A 15,208-nucleotide genomic window follows, 5' to 3' on the forward strand; every position below is an offset into this window, starting at 1 on the left:
TTTCCTGCCATTTAGGAGAGGATTTGACCGTTTCTATCGTGTGCAACAACTACACAAATTTGCTCTTTGGATATTCCTTTTTTTTCGCTACTCCACCGCTTTTACGAGGCTTTCTATGAGTAATATTTTTCTTTACCTTATCACTTTCCAATTAGATGAGTGAGCAGCGGACCGGATAAAACGGTCTATTATCCAGAGGGAATGGGTATGAAAAATCAAGAAATAGAAAGATCATCAATCGAACGGTTGTCGATCAAACCCAATACCTCATAAATCGGCAAGTTGGTAATATGCCGACAACAGTGATGGAAATGATTGGATCATATGAAACCAAAAACAATCAACGCCAGGTTTTGAGCATAGCACTTTCCAATTATACCTACCATTACCACGCTGCCCAGGGGATGACGTATATAAAGTCTTTAACGTTTGACCTGCAAACAGGAAAGGTGTATAAAAGTAAAGATTTGTTTATGCCTGGAAGTAGTTATGTTGGAAGACTTTCCACCTTAATTCGTTCACAAATTAAACAACGTGATATTCAGCCTCTCAACGGCTTCACAAGAATTCGGCCTAATCAAGACTTTTACATTGCGGATAAAGTTCTTGTCATCTATTTTCAATTTTATGAAATCACTCCATATGTATTCCGTTTCCCAATGTTTCCTATCTCGGTATATGATCTACAAGATATTATTGACGAAAATAGTCCACTCGGACGAATGGCTGTTAACCATTAACCTATTTTTTTCATAACCAGCAAAGAATTAACTATTCATTCTGATGAAAAGAACACCTCCAACCAGCACAAAAAGCCAAACAACAATCCAAAAGGATCGCTGTTTGGCTTTTTAAATACATTACTTTTGATTTTTATCCTCCGTTTCCATCCCATACTGATACTGAGATGGATCGACTGGCATGAAGTCAGGAGTTTTATGAAATCTTAATAAATCCTTGTAAAGTACAGAGTCTGATAGTGCGAGATGGTTGTTTACTTTTGTTTTTAAGCTGTCTGTTTCTTCATTTAACTCCAGCTGTTCACCAGAGTTTGTGTCATAAACCGAATTGTTTACAAACGTATATTCTGGATTGACGTAGCTGCCGTCTCTGAATGCAACGGTTGAGTCATGGTCTTCAGAGAACAAGTCTGTTCCGAAAAGAACAAATTCTTTACTATCAATTCCTATTAAATGAAGGAGGGTAGGCATCACATCTGTTTCTCCGGCAAATGTATGATTCACACCTCCATTTTTACCTGGAATGTGAAGCATAAACGGCACGCGCTGGTTCATTGCATTTTGGTATTCATCGATATCCTTGCCTAAAACCTCTTTCATTGCCCGGTTGTGGTTTTCGGAAATGCCATTGTGGTCTCCATAGATCATGATCACGGAATTTTCGTATAAACCAGCGTTTTTAAGGTCTGTAAAGAACTGCTCCAGCGCCTCATCTAAATAACGGGCTGTTTGAAAATAGCCATCAACTGTTTTATCACCGGTAGTACCTTTTGCAATTGTTGCCTCGTCAGGATCCAAAATAAATGGATAATGGTTTGTTAATGTCATTAAGTGCGCATAGAATGGCTGTTTAAGAGATTGTAGCATAGGGATGGATTCTTGAAAGAAAGGTTTATCCTTCAGTCCAAGATTCACAAGATTATCCTCTGTCATCGTGTACGAGCTGGCATCAAAAAATTGATCAATGCCAAATTTCTTGTAAATCTGATCACGATTCCAGAACGATTTATAATCGCCATGCATAACAGCACTTGTATAATTTTGTTTCTGATTTAATATAGCGGGAAGTGCTTGATACGTATTATCTGCTTTTGTGACAAAGGCGGACCCTTCAGGAAGACCAAAGAAGCCATTATCAAGAATGAGCTCGGCATCCGCTGTTTTTCCTTGACCAGTCTGATGGAAGAAGTTATCGAAATAAATTATATCCTCCTGACCGTGAGCCAATTTATTTAAGAAAGGCGTAACCTCCTCTCCATTCAATTGATAATCAATCAAGAAGGATTGGAAGCTTTCCAAATGGATTTTAATAATATTTTTCCCTTGAGCCGCTCCAAAGTATGCCGGATTTGGCTTTGCGGAGTGGGCTCTCGTGTAATTTAAAACTTCCGTATGATCATCCGTTTTTGCGGAGACTCTTTGTGATTCAGATTGCACGGTTTGAATCCCGTTGTAAATGGTATAGTTGTACGGACCCAAATATTTGACAATATAATTGCGGTCAAATGTTCTTTGAAGAAGTTCAGGACGATCAATTTCGGCAATCGCTAAGTTAAAGAAAAATAAAGCAACACTGCCGAGCATAATATAGGCAGGTATTTTTTTCTTTAACTGACCCAATTTTAGCTGAGAAGATTTCCATTTCATCACAGCAAGCAAAATAGCAAAATCAATAAAATAAACAAAATCATGAGGCTTTATACTAGCAAAAACTCCATCTTCCATATTGCCTAGATTCCCTGCTTGTCCGATATTTGACAGGGTTAAAAAATCATCAAAGAACCGGTAAAAAATAATATTAGAATATAAAACAAGCGTCAGGATGGCATCAAGAATGAGGACGGCAATCGCCGCTTTTCGTCCTTTCGCAAATAAGCCAATACTCAAGATAAGTATGGCCGTACTAAACGGGTTAAGAAATAACAGAAAATGCTGTAAAGCTCCTTTAACACCAAGGTTAAATTCTAAAAAGTACGAAGCGTATGTTTTCGCCCATACAAGAATGACTGCTAACCAAAAAAAGCTAAGCTTATCAGAAAAAATCTTCTTCATTCTATCCTCTTCTTTCTTCAATTTGTTTTTAGCTTTTTAATCATTTTTTATGGTAAAGAATTTAGTTTTATAATCCCTCGATTAATCGTCCAAATAGGTATCTAAGAAACATCCACTATTCTATTCTAAAATAACGCTATTTTCAAGTGTTTGTTAATAATTGGCATGAAGGAAGGGTTCAAGATCGTAGAAGGGAAAGGAAGAAAAAACATCTCCACAGTAGTTATGGAGAAGGATGCTTTCAGAATTGATAGAAATAAGAATCATTCTTTTGAATGTCTTTAAAAAATGGTATTTGATTTTTCAGAGATTATGGCAATGAACAGACAGGATTATGTAAATAATGATAGTGATTCTGCTAATCGTCTTCATGAAATAAACGAAAAATAAACGAAAAATAGAAGAAAATGCTTGGGGAAGGCTAAATAGTATTTATACCGCAGTTAACTACAACCAAGAATGCTGCATTTTTCATTGTAAAGGAAGAATAAATTTTGTTCGGCGGGGTATTACACTTAAATAGACAAACTTTTATTAACCTATTTTCTATTTAAATTGAATCGAGGGTGAAGAGAATGAATCGTGGGATTGTGACAGCACTAGCTGGCATTGGGATCGCTCAAGGTCTTAAAGTATTCACACACAAAAAAGCAACAGGAAAATGGGATTGGAAGCCGATCTTTCAGACAGGAGGTATGCCAAGCTCTCATTCAGCTGGCGTTGCGTCGCTTGCTGCCTATGTTGCAGCAAATAAAGGTACTAGACACACGGAAACTGCTCTTGCTGTTATTTTCGGCACAATCGTTATGTATGATGCGCAAGGAATTAGACGACATACAGGTGAAATTGCCCGACTGGTAAACGACCTTGATGACAATATTGAGGCCATTTCAGGAGACTTTCCTAGTGTGAAATATATGAAGCAGGAAAAAGAGCTGAATGAACTTCTCGGACACCAGCCAATCGAAGTAGCCACTGGCGCTTTTCTAGGCGTCTTAATCGGTCTAATTTCAGCGAAAATAGAAAATGCAGCGAGAGGGAACTAAACCGAGTCTTACTTTTGTCTGTGCAGGAAGTAGTTTAAAATATAGAGGGCTATCTATTGTTAAGCAATGGTTCAATGATTACATATCCATGTTCACGAAAACAACCAGTATCGTGTGATTTTTCAAAGCAGCAGAATGATAATATCTGCTGTTTTAATCATTAAGGGGCTCTTAATTTTTATGCTATGTTAAAGTCCTTTATTGATTTTGGATAGTGGAAAGCGAGCGTCTGCAGCGTTTAACAAAGCTATTTTTTAAAAAAAACTGTGAAGTTACCTTATTTATTATCGTTACTAAGTGCAGCAGATATAGGGATGCGCAGTTCCTTGTAAACGACATAATTAATGCTATACTTGATGGATAGATTTGATACCTGAAAGGAAATAAATACCTTATGAAGTACATGAAATTGCAAATGAAACAGCTAGTCAAAGACAATAAAGAATTGCAAGCACGCTTAAAAAAGCTGATGGAGGAACATGACCTTGAGAAAAATTTTGCCCTTAAGGCTTTGTACCATTCAGAAGTTGCTGATGGCGGAAAATATCAATTAGCATACCAAGCACTTGACTTGCCCAAAGGGTAGGTCATTTTTTTATTAATGTCAACTAAAACAAAAAATAACAACCTCACATAGATTCATTATAGCGTCTCATACCACAAGTCATGGTAATCCATAACAAATAATCAATGTACAGTATTCATTCAATATCTTTTGGTCTAGTGCCTTAATTGTTGCTGCAGAATACAGCTAAAAGAATCTTATTTGTAGATAACGAAGAAGTCGTGAAGGATTGTTTATAACACTAGTACTTTTGATATGCATGATAATCAGATAAACCAAAGTGATCAATTAGTATTAAGATTCAAACCCATTATAAAATAAAGTGCAGTAGGATTATTTGAATGGCAGCTGAGCTCTTCTATATAATCCAATGTATATGGATATTGTTGATTTTTATGAAAAATGACATAGAAAACTTCTATTGAAGCTCGTGAAAATAAAAAGAAATAGTAAATGTTTCTGCAAGTAAAGAAACATTTACGGTATAAAAGCTGTTCGATGCCATTTACTAAGCAAGCTTCACTTGTTCAAAATGTTCTACAACTGGAAAGGGGTCGTAGAAATGATGCAGCTGTTTTTTCCATTCTTGGTATTCATTTGATTGTCTAAATCCAATCGTATGGTCTTCTAAGCTTTCCCACTTCACCAAAAGCAAATATTTCCCCTCAGCTTCCATACAGCGCTGTAATTCATGAGTGATATATCCCTTCATAGAAGAAATAATTTGAGATGCTTGTCGAAAGGCTTCTTCGTATTCCTTTTCCATTCCTTGTTTAATCTGAAGCATCGCAGACTCCAATATCATTTAAACTCCTCCTATATTGAAAGTTTAGCATTATCAAATTTGTAGTTCTGGTTAAAAACCGAATCTTGATCATCTCAGCTTATCATAAATGGCATTGGCAGAGAACAAAACACAGCCAGCAATTAGACAAGGAAAAGAGTTTATCTTTATTCACCTGAAGCTTAGGTTTTCGTTCATACAAAAACGACAGAACAAATTCTTTTGTAAAGACAGTTTTTAAAAATCTCAATATTTGGTTAATATCCCCTTAACATTCCTACTGTAAAGTAAGACTTGTGAAAGACAAGTGAATAGCATCGGTTGTGAAACAGAGAAACCATAGAAGCATTGAGAGGCAGCTACTGCCGGATCTCAATATGTTTTTATGGTGTTTTTTTGTTTCACCGAAGGGAGTGCATGGAATGAACATACAGACTGAATTTTTTGAACGGCTAGCGAAAGACAGTATTATTTCATCCATTAAGGATCCAAAAAGCCTTGATCAGTTTTTGGAGAAAGACATAGGATGTGCTTTTCTGCTGCTAGGAAATATAAACGTAATTAAAACTTATGTGGATTTATTAAAAACCCACGGGAGGCATGTGTTTTTACATATTGAAAAGATACCTGGTATCAGCTATGACAAAGAAGGGCTGCGTTTTATTAATCATTATGTTAAACCGACAGGAATCGTAACAACGAAGAGCTCATTGATTCAGTTGGCCAAAAAAGAAGGGCTTATTGCCATTCAGCGTTTGTTTCTAATCGATTCAGACGCACTGAAGCAAGGGTTGAAAAATGCAGAAGAGGTTCAGCCGGATGCGTTGGAGCTGATGCCTGGAATTATACCGGACATGATCAGGAAGGTCAGCAGGGAAACTGCTATTCCGCTCATCACAGGAGGGCTAGTCCAGAATAAATCCCAGATGGTAGCCGCGCTAGAAAGCGGTGCATATGCAGTGTCAACAGGGAAACCGTGGCTATGGGAGCCAGTTGAATCACGAGTGAGGGAGGAGCTGAAGCAATGAAAAAGGTGGAGCTGATAAACTTTCAGAAATCATACGATCAGAGGACACAGGTATTAAAAGGCATTGATGTAATAATCGAACCGGGAGAGTTTTTTGTGCTGGTTGGTCCCTCTGGCTGCGGGAAAAGTACGATGCTAAGAATGATTGCGGGTCTTGAAAGCATCTCAGGTGGGGATTTGTTTTTAGGAGATAAAAAAGCGAATCATCTTACGCCAAGCCAACGAGATTTATCGATGGTATTCCAAAACTATGCGCTCTACCCGCATCTGACTGTGGAGGAAAACATTACATTCGGCTTGCACGTTAAGAAGATTTTCAAAAAAGAACAAAAAATGCGTTGTGAAGAGGCTGGTGAAATGCTGGGATTAACGGATTACATGAAGCGCAAACCAAAAGAGCTTTCCGGTGGTCAAAGGCAGCGAGTCGCGCTTGCAAGAGCAATCGTGACTCACGCGCCGCTCTGTTTAATGGATGAACCGCTGTCGAACCTGGATGCCAAGTTAAGGGCACGAATGCGATCAGAAATCAGACAAATTCAACGAAAGCTAGGGCTGACCATGATCTATGTCACGCACGACCAGACAGAGGCGATGACGATGGCGGATCGTATGATGATATTGAATGGCGGTGAGGTCCAGCAAATCGGCAAACCGATGGATATATACAATGAACCAAAGAACACCTTTGTTGCTTCATTTATGGGAGCACCACCGATGAATTTAATTCATGCGAAAGTAAAAGGCTCTTCACTTGTTGTCGATGAACAGTGGCTTATTCCAATGAGCGAGTCTATTCGAGCGGCTGCACAGCTAAATGAAGTAACGATCGGGGTGCGGCCTGAACATATTCAACTTGCAAACGACGATGAACCCGGGTTTGTTGTTGTGGTATCAAACGTTGAAGTACTTGGAACGGAAACGCTCATCACCTTTAATATTGGGGATAAAAAACAATGGATTGCCAGATGGTCAGGTCAATGGAATCTGAGAATTGAACAGCCTTTGCGCATCTTTATTGAGGATCAGCATTTATGCCTGTTTGATGCACAAACAGGGGGAAAATTAGACGGCTCACAGGATTCAAGTTTTTTAAATAAAGAGTGGATCACCATATGAATCTGGCACAAAGAGAACCCTCTCCTTTTAAGACCTATGATGAACCTGAGCGGAGACGATGGATGTCGTCACCGTTTCTCGCAGGGATGCTGTTTTTATTACCGTCATTAGTATTGTTTGGTGTTTTTCTTTTCTATCCGATGATGCGCACGATTTATTTGAGTCTGTATCTAATAGATACTCAAGGGGAACCGCTTGTGTTTGTGGGGGTTGAGAACTTCATTAATCTATTTCAGTCCTCAAGTTTTCAAACAAGTGCCAAAGCAACGGGTTTATTCGTACTTTACACCGTGCCGATTGGATTGATATTGGCTTTGGTACTCGCATTGCTTGCGAATGAAAAAGTAAAGGGTATCGGTTTTTTTCGTACCATGTTCTCCTCCACGATGGGAATGAGTGTCGCAGCCTCCTCTGTTATTTGGATGTTTATGTACAATCCGTCAATCGGGATTATGAACAGGCTATTATCAGGGATAGGAATGTCAGAGGTTCAGTGGCTGCTAGATCCACAGTTTGCTTTAATGTCTGTTGCGGCTGCAACGATTTGGATGAATACAGGATTCACCTTTTTAATTCTGCTTGGAGGTCTTCAAAATATAGACCAGCAATTATACGAAAGTGCGAGAGTAGCGGGGGTAAGTGATTGGTATAAGCTAAGAAAAATTACACTTCCAATGCTGTCGCCGACGCTGTTTTTTGTCACAGTAGTGAGTTTAATTAACTCTTTTCAAACATTTGGCCAAATCGATATTCTGACGAAAGGAGGTCCGATGGAATCGACGAATGTCATTGTCTATTCCATCTATAAGGATGCCTTTATTAACTACAATGTTGGATCGGCGAGCGCACAGGCAGTACTGCTTTTTTTCTGTATTCTTATTGTGACCGTGCTGCAGTTTAAGCTGACGGAAAGGAAGGTGCATTACCAGTGAGTTTAACGAAAAAAATTGTCACTTACACACTGCTGGCCTCCTTCACATTGATCATGATGTTTCCCATTTTGTATGCATTTTTGATCAGCTTTATGCAAGGAGGAGAGGTCCTTCAAGGAAAACTTTGGCCTGAGTCATTTTCCTTTGATAATTACATATCTGCTTTTGAGAAGGTTCCGCTTCTTACCTACTTGTTAAATAGTTTAATTGTGTCAACTGTTATCATGATCGGGGTGCTGGCAGTATCAAGTCTAGCCGCTTTTGCTTTTGTGTTCATCAACTTTAAAGGACGTGATATTCTATTCTATCTATTTATTTCAACGATGATGATTCCGTGGGAGGCCGCGATGGTTCCGAACTTTCAAACCGTTCAAGCGCTTGGCTGGCTTAACAGCTACGCAGGATTAACCATTCCGTTTTTTGCACTGGCCTTCGGGACATTTTTACTGAGACAGCAATTCAAAACTATTCCTCATGAATTGTATGAAGCATCTCAAGTTTCAGGTATAAGCCGTTTTCGATTTTTCTATAAAATTGCTCTTCCCGTTTCGAAAACCAGCATGGTCACGCTTGGAATATACAGCTTTCTTACAGCCTGGAATATGTACCTGTGGCCGCTTCTTGTCACAAACAATGAAGCTGTACGTACTGTTCAAATCGGTTTAAAGCAAATGCAGTCACAGGAAATCTCAACCGAATGGGGCGTCGTCATGGCGGGAGTAGTAATAGTCATTTTGCCAACCCTTGTCCTCTTATTCCTAGGCCAAAAACGGCTGCAGGAAGGACTGACACAAGGAGCAATTAAATAAGAAATGTAGAACGAGCTTGTGCAGACTGGACAAGCTCAAGGCGAGAAGGCGTCTTGGTGATTTTAGTCAATAAGACGGCTTGACTAGTAACCTTGAGCAGCTAACGTTTGGAACTGAACTATAGAAAAGGAGTGTTAAAATGAAAAAGTTATTGATCTTAATGATGGGGATTTTTGTATTGATTTTAGGTGCCTGCTCGTCAAATACGAGTGAAGCAAATGATCAAGAGGAAGCGTCTTCCGGAAGTGCGTCCGGCAAAGCAGAGGTTTTGTTCTGGCATGCAATGAGCGGGGAGCTGGAAACAGCATTAAATAAGCTAGTTGATGAGTTCAATGCTTCACATGATAACATCGAAGTAACAGCCATTTTTCAAGGAACATATGAAGAGGCATTAACAAAACTAAATACGGTAGCAGGAACAGAGGATGCACCAACAATTATGCAAACATTTGAAGTGGGTACAAAATATATGATCGACACAGGACATATTCAACCTGTTCAAAAATATATTGATGAGGAAGATTACGATACTTCTCAATGGGAAGAAAATATTTCTAATTACTACAGTGTTAATGGTGAACAATACTCGATGCCATTTAACTCTTCAACACCGGTTCTGATTTACAACAAGGATGCTTTTGAAGCAGCTGGACTTGATCCGGAGAAGGCACCAATGACTTATTCTGAACTTCAAGAAGCAGCAGCAAAACTGACAACGGATGATCAGTATGGATTCTCGATTTTGAATTACGGCTGGTTTTTTGAAGAACTAGTTGCCGTACAAGGCGGGCTTTTTGTAAATGGTGAAAACGGCCGCGAAGGTCAAGCAACGGAAGCCGTTTTTAATAGTGAAGAGGGCGTAAACGTTTTTAATTTGATTCACGCTATGTATGAGGACGGTACATTTTACAATGCAGGACAAAACTGGGATGATATGCGCGCTGCCTTTCAATCTGGCCGTATTGCCATGTACTTAGATTCTTCTGCAGGTGTTAAATCAATGATCGATAATTCTCCGTTTGAAGTAGGTGTCTCCTATTTGCCAGTGCCTGATGATACAGAGCGCCAAGGTGTTATTATCGGTGGAGCTTCTCTTTGGATGGCGAGTGCAGCTGAAGAAGCAGAGCAGCAGGCTGCGTGGGAATTTATGGAATATTTAGCGACACCAGACGTTCAAGCTAATTGGCATGTAGACACAGGATACTTCGCCATTAATCCTGCTGCATATGAAGAAGAGGTTGTAAAAGAGCAGTGGGAGCAGTATCCTCAATTAAAGGTAACGGTTGATCAACTAAAAGAAACGAAAGCAACAACGGCTACACAGGGTGCACTAATTTCAGTGTTCCCAGAGGCACGACAAAAGGTTGTAAATGCAATGGAGAGCCTTTATCAAGGGGCAGACCCTCAAGAAGCTCTTGATCGTGCGGTTGAAGAAACGAACCAGGCGCTTGAAGTGAACGCGAAAAAAAGCGGTAACTAAGAATTTTGAAAGAAATAGGTTTAAAAAATCGTATGAAGTGCAGGAGGGATTTGCGATTAGACAAGCCGAGATTGAAATTTTTGGTCATCGGGGAGCGAGCGGTCATTTCCCTGAAAATACACTTATCGCCTTTCAGGAAACACGAATAGCGGGAGCAAATGGAATTGAGCTGGATGTGCAAATGAGCAAGGATCGACAGCTGATCGTCATGCATGATGAAACCATCGACCGCACAACCAACGGATCCGGATACATCAAGGACATGACGTATGAAATACTTAAAGCACTTGATGCAGGCAGCTGGTTTCATTCATCCTTCTCAAATGAAAAAATAATAACGCTTGATGAAGTACTTGAGTGGGCGACAGGTGAGGGCAATCATTTAACCATTAATATTGAACTGAAAAATGATCAAATTTTCTATGATGGATTGGAGGAAGCGGTTTTGAATCTCGTCCAGCAGTATCATCTGGAAGACAGAGTCATCATTTCTTCCTTTAACCCAAAAAGCCTTCAAAAGGTTCGTTCTCTCCACAAAACAATTGATATCGGCTACTTAATTGAAGGAAAACCGCCCGATACGGTTGAGATTGCCAAACAGATTGGTGCAAATGCAATCCATTGTCAAGAAGTGTTTGCATTGTCAGAGAAAGGACAAACAGCGAGAGCTGAAGGGCTTCTTCTTCGAGTGTATACAGTAAATGACACAAATGCTATTGAGCGATTGAAACATGCTGAAGTATCCGTTATTATGACGGACTATCCAGCTGAGTTTGTTAAATCAAGTGCAAAAAAGAAAGATAATAGAAAGACGCAGGGAGTGTAACTCTCTGCGTTTTTTTTCGATTGATCAAGTAATGAATATCACGTTTAAAAATAAGAGACATTGAATTTTATAGATGAAGTCTTTTATCTTAAATCGGTGCTGATGAAAGATGGGTCAATCAATTCAATTGGTTAACCCATCTTTTGTTTCCTAGAATTGTGTCTAAGGATTTTCTTCTTTGAAAACACTATAGATTCCTCCAACAAAATTCCCGCTTGTTCTGCCATGACATGAGGCGGATACAGCATTCCATTTTTGAACCACCATTCCACGATCCCTACATAAGACGTCACAATAAATTGTAGAATTACCCCTTCATTTAATCCGTGATTTTTGCCTTTTGTTACATCCACTGCATCCTTGCACTCTTCGACGAGAAATTCAAGGAACTGCCTACGAAAATAAGAGGCTCCTTTACTGGCTGACATCGTCGAGCAGAATCATTTAAAGCTCTTATACCGGGAAGTGGAGAGAGAGATACTGCAGCTTTGTAAAGAAGCAAAAATCGGTGTGATTCCATATAGCCCGCTTGCATCAGGAAGATTGACACGTCATTGGAATGATATCTTTATTACAGAAGCGACAGAGTGAATCGATTTACGGAAATATATCGAAATTTGGATTGGCAAAAGTATTTGGACATAAAGAGATTACTTCATTTACTGACCCAGCACAAAAGCGATTAGTTACAAAATAGATTAATAAACGAATACAACCTCCCAGGTGAGGGGGGGTATTCGTTTGGGTTTTTTTACTCCGACTTACTTCTCATTCTATCTTTAAAAAATGGATCGGATCCCTATCACGCAATCCCGGCCTTCATCACCATCCCATCCAATGAACGGTCCATCCTTTCCTCCAGCCATTTTGCGGTATTTACGAGTTTTTCCAAATCAGTTCCTGTTTGCACGCCCATGCCGTGAAGCATATTGACCATGTCTTCTGTACAGACGTTTCCAACCGCTTTTGGGGCAAATGGACAGCCGCCAAGACCTGCGATGGAAGAGTCAAATCGTGTGATGCCTGATTGATAGCCTGCTAATGTATTGGCAAGACCGAGGCCTCGCGTATTGTGAAAGTGTAAACCTATTAATAAATCATCTCCGAAAGCATTTTTAAAGGCTTTAATTACAGCCTGTACCTGGGCAGGGTTTGCCATCCCGGTCGTGTCAGCAAGTGTGATTTCTGTACAGCCGGCTTCCACAAACTTTTCAGCTGTTTTAAGCACGCGGTCGACAGGGACTTCCCCTTCAAACGGACAGCCAAAGGCAGTGCCCAGCACGCCAGCCACTCCTTTTTTTGCTTTGACCCCATCCTGAATCACCAGCGACAATTCCTGAACAGCCTGTTCCACCGTTCTTTTTACGTTTCTCAGATTAAATGAATCGCTCGTCGTTGTGACAACATGAAGGTAGTCAACATCTGTTTTCAACGCTCTTTCAAGACCTGAACGACTTAGCACAAGTCCTCCGTAACGTACGTCCTCACGTTTCGGAACTAATCGCATGACTTCCTCTGCATCTGCCATTTGTGGAACGACCTTTGGATTAACAAAAGAAACAGCTTCAATGTTGTGAATTCCAGCATCGATCAAGCGTTTAATTAACTCCACTTTGGTTTCAGCAGAAAGGATTTTACTTTCATTCTGCAATCCGTCACGGGGACCTACTTCACAAATTTCGATCATAAAACTTCCTCCTTTAACAAAATAGAAAAATTTAATTCGATAAATGCTTTAACACATGGTCGCGGCCTTGGTAAATATGCTCATGCATAGCGATTCGCGCACGTTCAGGCTCTTTATTTTTTACTGCTGCTAGAATAATTTTATGTGATTCCAGTGATTGCTTTAGATGAAAGTGGTTGTACCAGTAAAAAGAACGGAAAATAATTGGAACAACCACCACTTTCGAAAGATGAAAATGTATATGGGAGTTCTTTGTTGCTGCGATAATGGCTTCATGATATTGCTGATTTGCATCCACAATCTCTTTAATATTTCTTATGTTTGATTCTATACATTCATTAATGACTTTTTCATAGTGCTTATTGGCTTTTTCCATTGCTTTTAAATCGTGCTCTGTTCTAAAGTGGGCAGCTTGACTGGCTGCGTATCCTTCTAGAAGAATGCGAAGATCATAGATTTGTCGAATATCCTCTTTTGTAAAGGCTCTTACGCTTACCCCGCGCTTTAATGGAACGACAAGTCCCTCTGCCTCCAGCTGCTTTATTGCTTCTCTGATCGGTGTTCTGCTCAAATTCAATTGTTTGGCAAGTGATTCTTCACCAAGCCTCATGTCGGGCTCGAATTTACCTTGAACAATGGCGTCTTTTATATATTCGTATGCATCCATGTAAACACCTCGAGTAAATTGTATACAAAAGAAAAGAGAATATCAATAATATTCTGAATATAATGCATTGTAATTGGTTAAATTAAGTATTTTATCACGGATTTACAAATTTATATTGACTTATTGTATACAAAGGATTAAGTTTGTGTACAAGATTATGAATATTTAATAAATATAAAAATAAATAGTTGTACGTATTACTGTTGGGAGGGAAATGTATGAGTGAAAATCGAATGCCGCTTGAAAACTTAAGGGTCATTGAGTTAGGCACATTATTAGCAGGACCTTTCTCAGGAAGATTGCTAGCTGATTTTGGTGCTGAAGTCATCAAGGTTGAACCGCCGGGGAAAGAGGACCCCATGAGAAACTGGGGAAAATCAAGGGATGGGGTAGGTCTTTGGTGGCCGATCCAGTCAAGAAACAAAAAATCAATCACGCTTAATTTACGTGTAAAAGAAGGACAAGAAATTTTAAAGGAATTGGTAAAAGAAGCGGATATTGTGATTGAGAATTTTCGCCCAGGCACGATGGAGAAATGGAATCTTTCCTACGAAGAATTATCTGAAATAAACCCAAGATTAATTATGCTTAGAACATCAGGATTTGGTCAAACGGGTCCTTATAAAGACCGGGCAGGCTTCGGAAGCGTTGGAGAGGCAATGGGGGGCCTTCGTTATGTAACAGGTTTTCCTGATCGTCCGCCTTCAAGAATTGGTGTGTCAATTGGTGATACACTTACGGCTTTATTTGCAACGATCGGCTGTCTCGTTGCAGTTCATGAAAGAGAGCATTCAGGAAAGGGACAGATGGTAGATACCGCTTTATATGAATCTGTGTTTTCTGTAATGGAGAGCATTATTCCGGACTATATGCTAGCAGGATATGTTCGGGAAAGAATGGGCAATATTCTGCCTGGGGTTGCTCCCTCCAATATTTATTTTACAGAAGATAAAACATTCATTGTCATTGGTGCCAATGCAGACGGTGTTTTTCGCAGACTTTGTGAAGCGATGGATCAGCCTGGACTGGCAGAAGATCCTAGGTTCTCCACTCATCATGCAAGAGGGGAAAACATGAAGCTGCTTGATTCATTAATTGAGGATTGGACAAAAAAGCTGTCTGCAAAAGATGCGCTTAAAATCCTTGAAGAAAAAGGTGTACCATCCGGGCTGATGTATACAGCGAAGGATATTATTGAAGACCCTCATTACAATGAGCGGGAAATGATTATAAAGGTAGATCATCCTCAATTAGGTGAATTTCCGATGCCTGGAATTGTACCAAAACTAAGCAGAACACCGGGGAAAGTGAAGAATCCGGGAGCGGAATCAACAGGTAAGCATAACCATGAAATCTATGAGAATCTGCTTGGCTTTAGTAAAAAAAGAGTAGGAGAATTAAGGGAAGCAAAAGTAATATAGTGTGGAGTGCCTCTTGTGGGTTAAGGGGTACTTTTACTAGTAAAACACAATGGATT

At 39.7% G+C, this 15,208-nt stretch carries 15 protein-coding genes and 1 pseudogene; 11 read left to right on the plus strand and 5 right to left on the minus strand.

Annotation, left to right across the window (positions count from 1 at the left end; genetic code table 11):
• Window positions 1-290: 290 nt before the first annotated feature.
• On the plus strand, window positions 291-740 hold the full coding sequence (locus KP78_RS12350) for an RsiV family protein (protein WP_084220013.1): 450 nt from the start codon (window positions 291-293) through the stop codon (window positions 738-740).
• A gap of 120 nt (window positions 741-860) precedes the next feature.
• On the opposite strand, the gene ltaS is transcribed toward KP78_RS12350, so the two are convergent.
• Window positions 861-2,792 carry a lipoteichoic acid synthase gene (gene ltaS, locus KP78_RS12355; RefSeq protein ID WP_041089361.1) on the minus strand — a complete coding sequence of 644 codons (1,932 nt, stop codon included), beginning with the start codon at window positions 2,790-2,792 and terminating at the stop codon, window positions 861-863.
• A gap of 566 nt (window positions 2,793-3,358) precedes the next feature.
• Here ltaS and KP78_RS12360 point away from each other — a divergent pair.
• Complete coding sequence (locus KP78_RS12360; RefSeq protein WP_041089362.1) at window positions 3,359-3,838, plus strand: divergent PAP2 family protein; 480 nt, start codon at window positions 3,359-3,361, stop codon at window positions 3,836-3,838.
• 394 nt (window positions 3,839-4,232) lie between these two features.
• Window positions 4,233-4,424: a hypothetical protein gene (locus tag KP78_RS12365; RefSeq protein ID WP_041089363.1), complete on the plus strand. Its 192-nt coding sequence runs from the start codon at window positions 4,233-4,235 to the stop codon at window positions 4,422-4,424.
• 487 nt (window positions 4,425-4,911) lie between these two features.
• Here KP78_RS12365 and KP78_RS12370 read toward each other — a convergent pair whose 3' ends face one another.
• Entirely contained in the window at window positions 4,912-5,208 is a 297-nt protein-coding gene (locus KP78_RS12370) for an antibiotic biosynthesis monooxygenase family protein (protein ID WP_041089364.1), read from the minus strand.
• Window positions 5,209-5,609: 401 nt separating this feature from the next.
• Here KP78_RS12370 and KP78_RS12375 point away from each other — a divergent pair, with 401 nt between their 5' ends.
• From KP78_RS12375 to KP78_RS12400, 6 genes are all read left to right on the plus strand, one after another.
• Window positions 5,610-6,215 (plus strand): glycerol-3-phosphate responsive antiterminator, encoded by a 606-nt coding sequence (locus tag KP78_RS12375; protein WP_041089365.1) that lies wholly within the window; start codon window positions 5,610-5,612, stop codon window positions 6,213-6,215.
• On the plus strand, window positions 6,212-7,330 hold the full coding sequence (locus tag KP78_RS12380) for an ABC transporter ATP-binding protein (RefSeq protein WP_041089366.1): 1,119 nt from the start codon (window positions 6,212-6,214) through the stop codon (window positions 7,328-7,330). The genes KP78_RS12375 and KP78_RS12380 overlap by 4 nt, the downstream gene beginning before the upstream one ends.
• Before the next feature lie 62 nt (window positions 7,331-7,392).
• Window positions 7,393-8,262 carry a carbohydrate ABC transporter permease gene (locus KP78_RS12385; RefSeq protein WP_235420917.1) on the plus strand — a complete coding sequence of 290 codons (870 nt, stop codon included), beginning with the start codon at window positions 7,393-7,395 and terminating at the stop codon, window positions 8,260-8,262.
• Window positions 8,259-9,071, plus strand: coding sequence for a carbohydrate ABC transporter permease (locus tag KP78_RS12390; protein WP_041089370.1), 813 nt, complete (start codon window positions 8,259-8,261; stop codon window positions 9,069-9,071). Before KP78_RS12385 ends, KP78_RS12390 begins: the two co-directional genes overlap by 4 nt.
• A 139-nt stretch (window positions 9,072-9,210) precedes the next feature.
• Entirely contained in the window at window positions 9,211-10,551 is a 1,341-nt protein-coding gene (locus tag KP78_RS12395) for an ABC transporter substrate-binding protein (protein ID WP_041089371.1), read from the plus strand.
• Between the two features lie 37 nt (window positions 10,552-10,588).
• Window positions 10,589-11,377: a glycerophosphodiester phosphodiesterase gene (locus tag KP78_RS12400; RefSeq protein WP_235420918.1), complete on the plus strand. Its 789-nt coding sequence runs from the start codon at window positions 10,589-10,591 to the stop codon at window positions 11,375-11,377.
• A 131-nt stretch (window positions 11,378-11,508) separates the two neighbouring features.
• Here KP78_RS12400 and KP78_RS12405 read toward each other — a convergent pair whose 3' ends face one another.
• Window positions 11,509-11,805 (minus strand): TetR-like C-terminal domain-containing protein, encoded by a 297-nt coding sequence (locus tag KP78_RS12405; RefSeq protein ID WP_084220015.1) that lies wholly within the window; start codon window positions 11,803-11,805, stop codon window positions 11,509-11,511.
• Between the two features lie 7 nt (window positions 11,806-11,812).
• On the opposite strand from KP78_RS12405, the pseudogene KP78_RS19225 reads away from it, so the two are divergent.
• A pseudogene (locus KP78_RS19225) lies at window positions 11,813-11,941 on the plus strand (aldo/keto reductase); the annotation flags it as partial.
• Window positions 11,942-12,179: 238 nt separating this feature from the next.
• Here KP78_RS19225 and KP78_RS12410 read toward each other — a convergent pair.
• The gene (locus tag KP78_RS12410) at window positions 12,180-13,064 is read right to left on the minus strand and encodes a hydroxymethylglutaryl-CoA lyase (protein WP_041089373.1); all 885 of its coding nucleotides are present in this window, start codon (window positions 13,062-13,064) and stop codon (window positions 12,180-12,182) included.
• Window positions 13,065-13,095: 31 nt separating this feature from the next.
• Complete coding sequence (locus KP78_RS12415; RefSeq protein WP_235420919.1) at window positions 13,096-13,731, minus strand: GntR family transcriptional regulator; 636 nt, start codon at window positions 13,729-13,731, stop codon at window positions 13,096-13,098.
• Window positions 13,732-13,949: 218 nt separating this feature from the next.
• Here KP78_RS12415 and KP78_RS12420 point away from each other — a divergent pair, with 218 nt between their 5' ends.
• The gene (locus KP78_RS12420) at window positions 13,950-15,152 is read left to right on the plus strand and encodes a CaiB/BaiF CoA transferase family protein (protein WP_041089375.1); all 1,203 of its coding nucleotides are present in this window, start codon (window positions 13,950-13,952) and stop codon (window positions 15,150-15,152) included.
• Window positions 15,153-15,208 lie beyond the last annotated feature (56 nt).

Origin of the sequence: Jeotgalibacillus soli, assembly GCF_000829435.1 — a bacterium.
Lineage (GTDB): Bacteria > Bacillota > Bacilli > Bacillales > Jeotgalibacillaceae > Jeotgalibacillus > Jeotgalibacillus soli.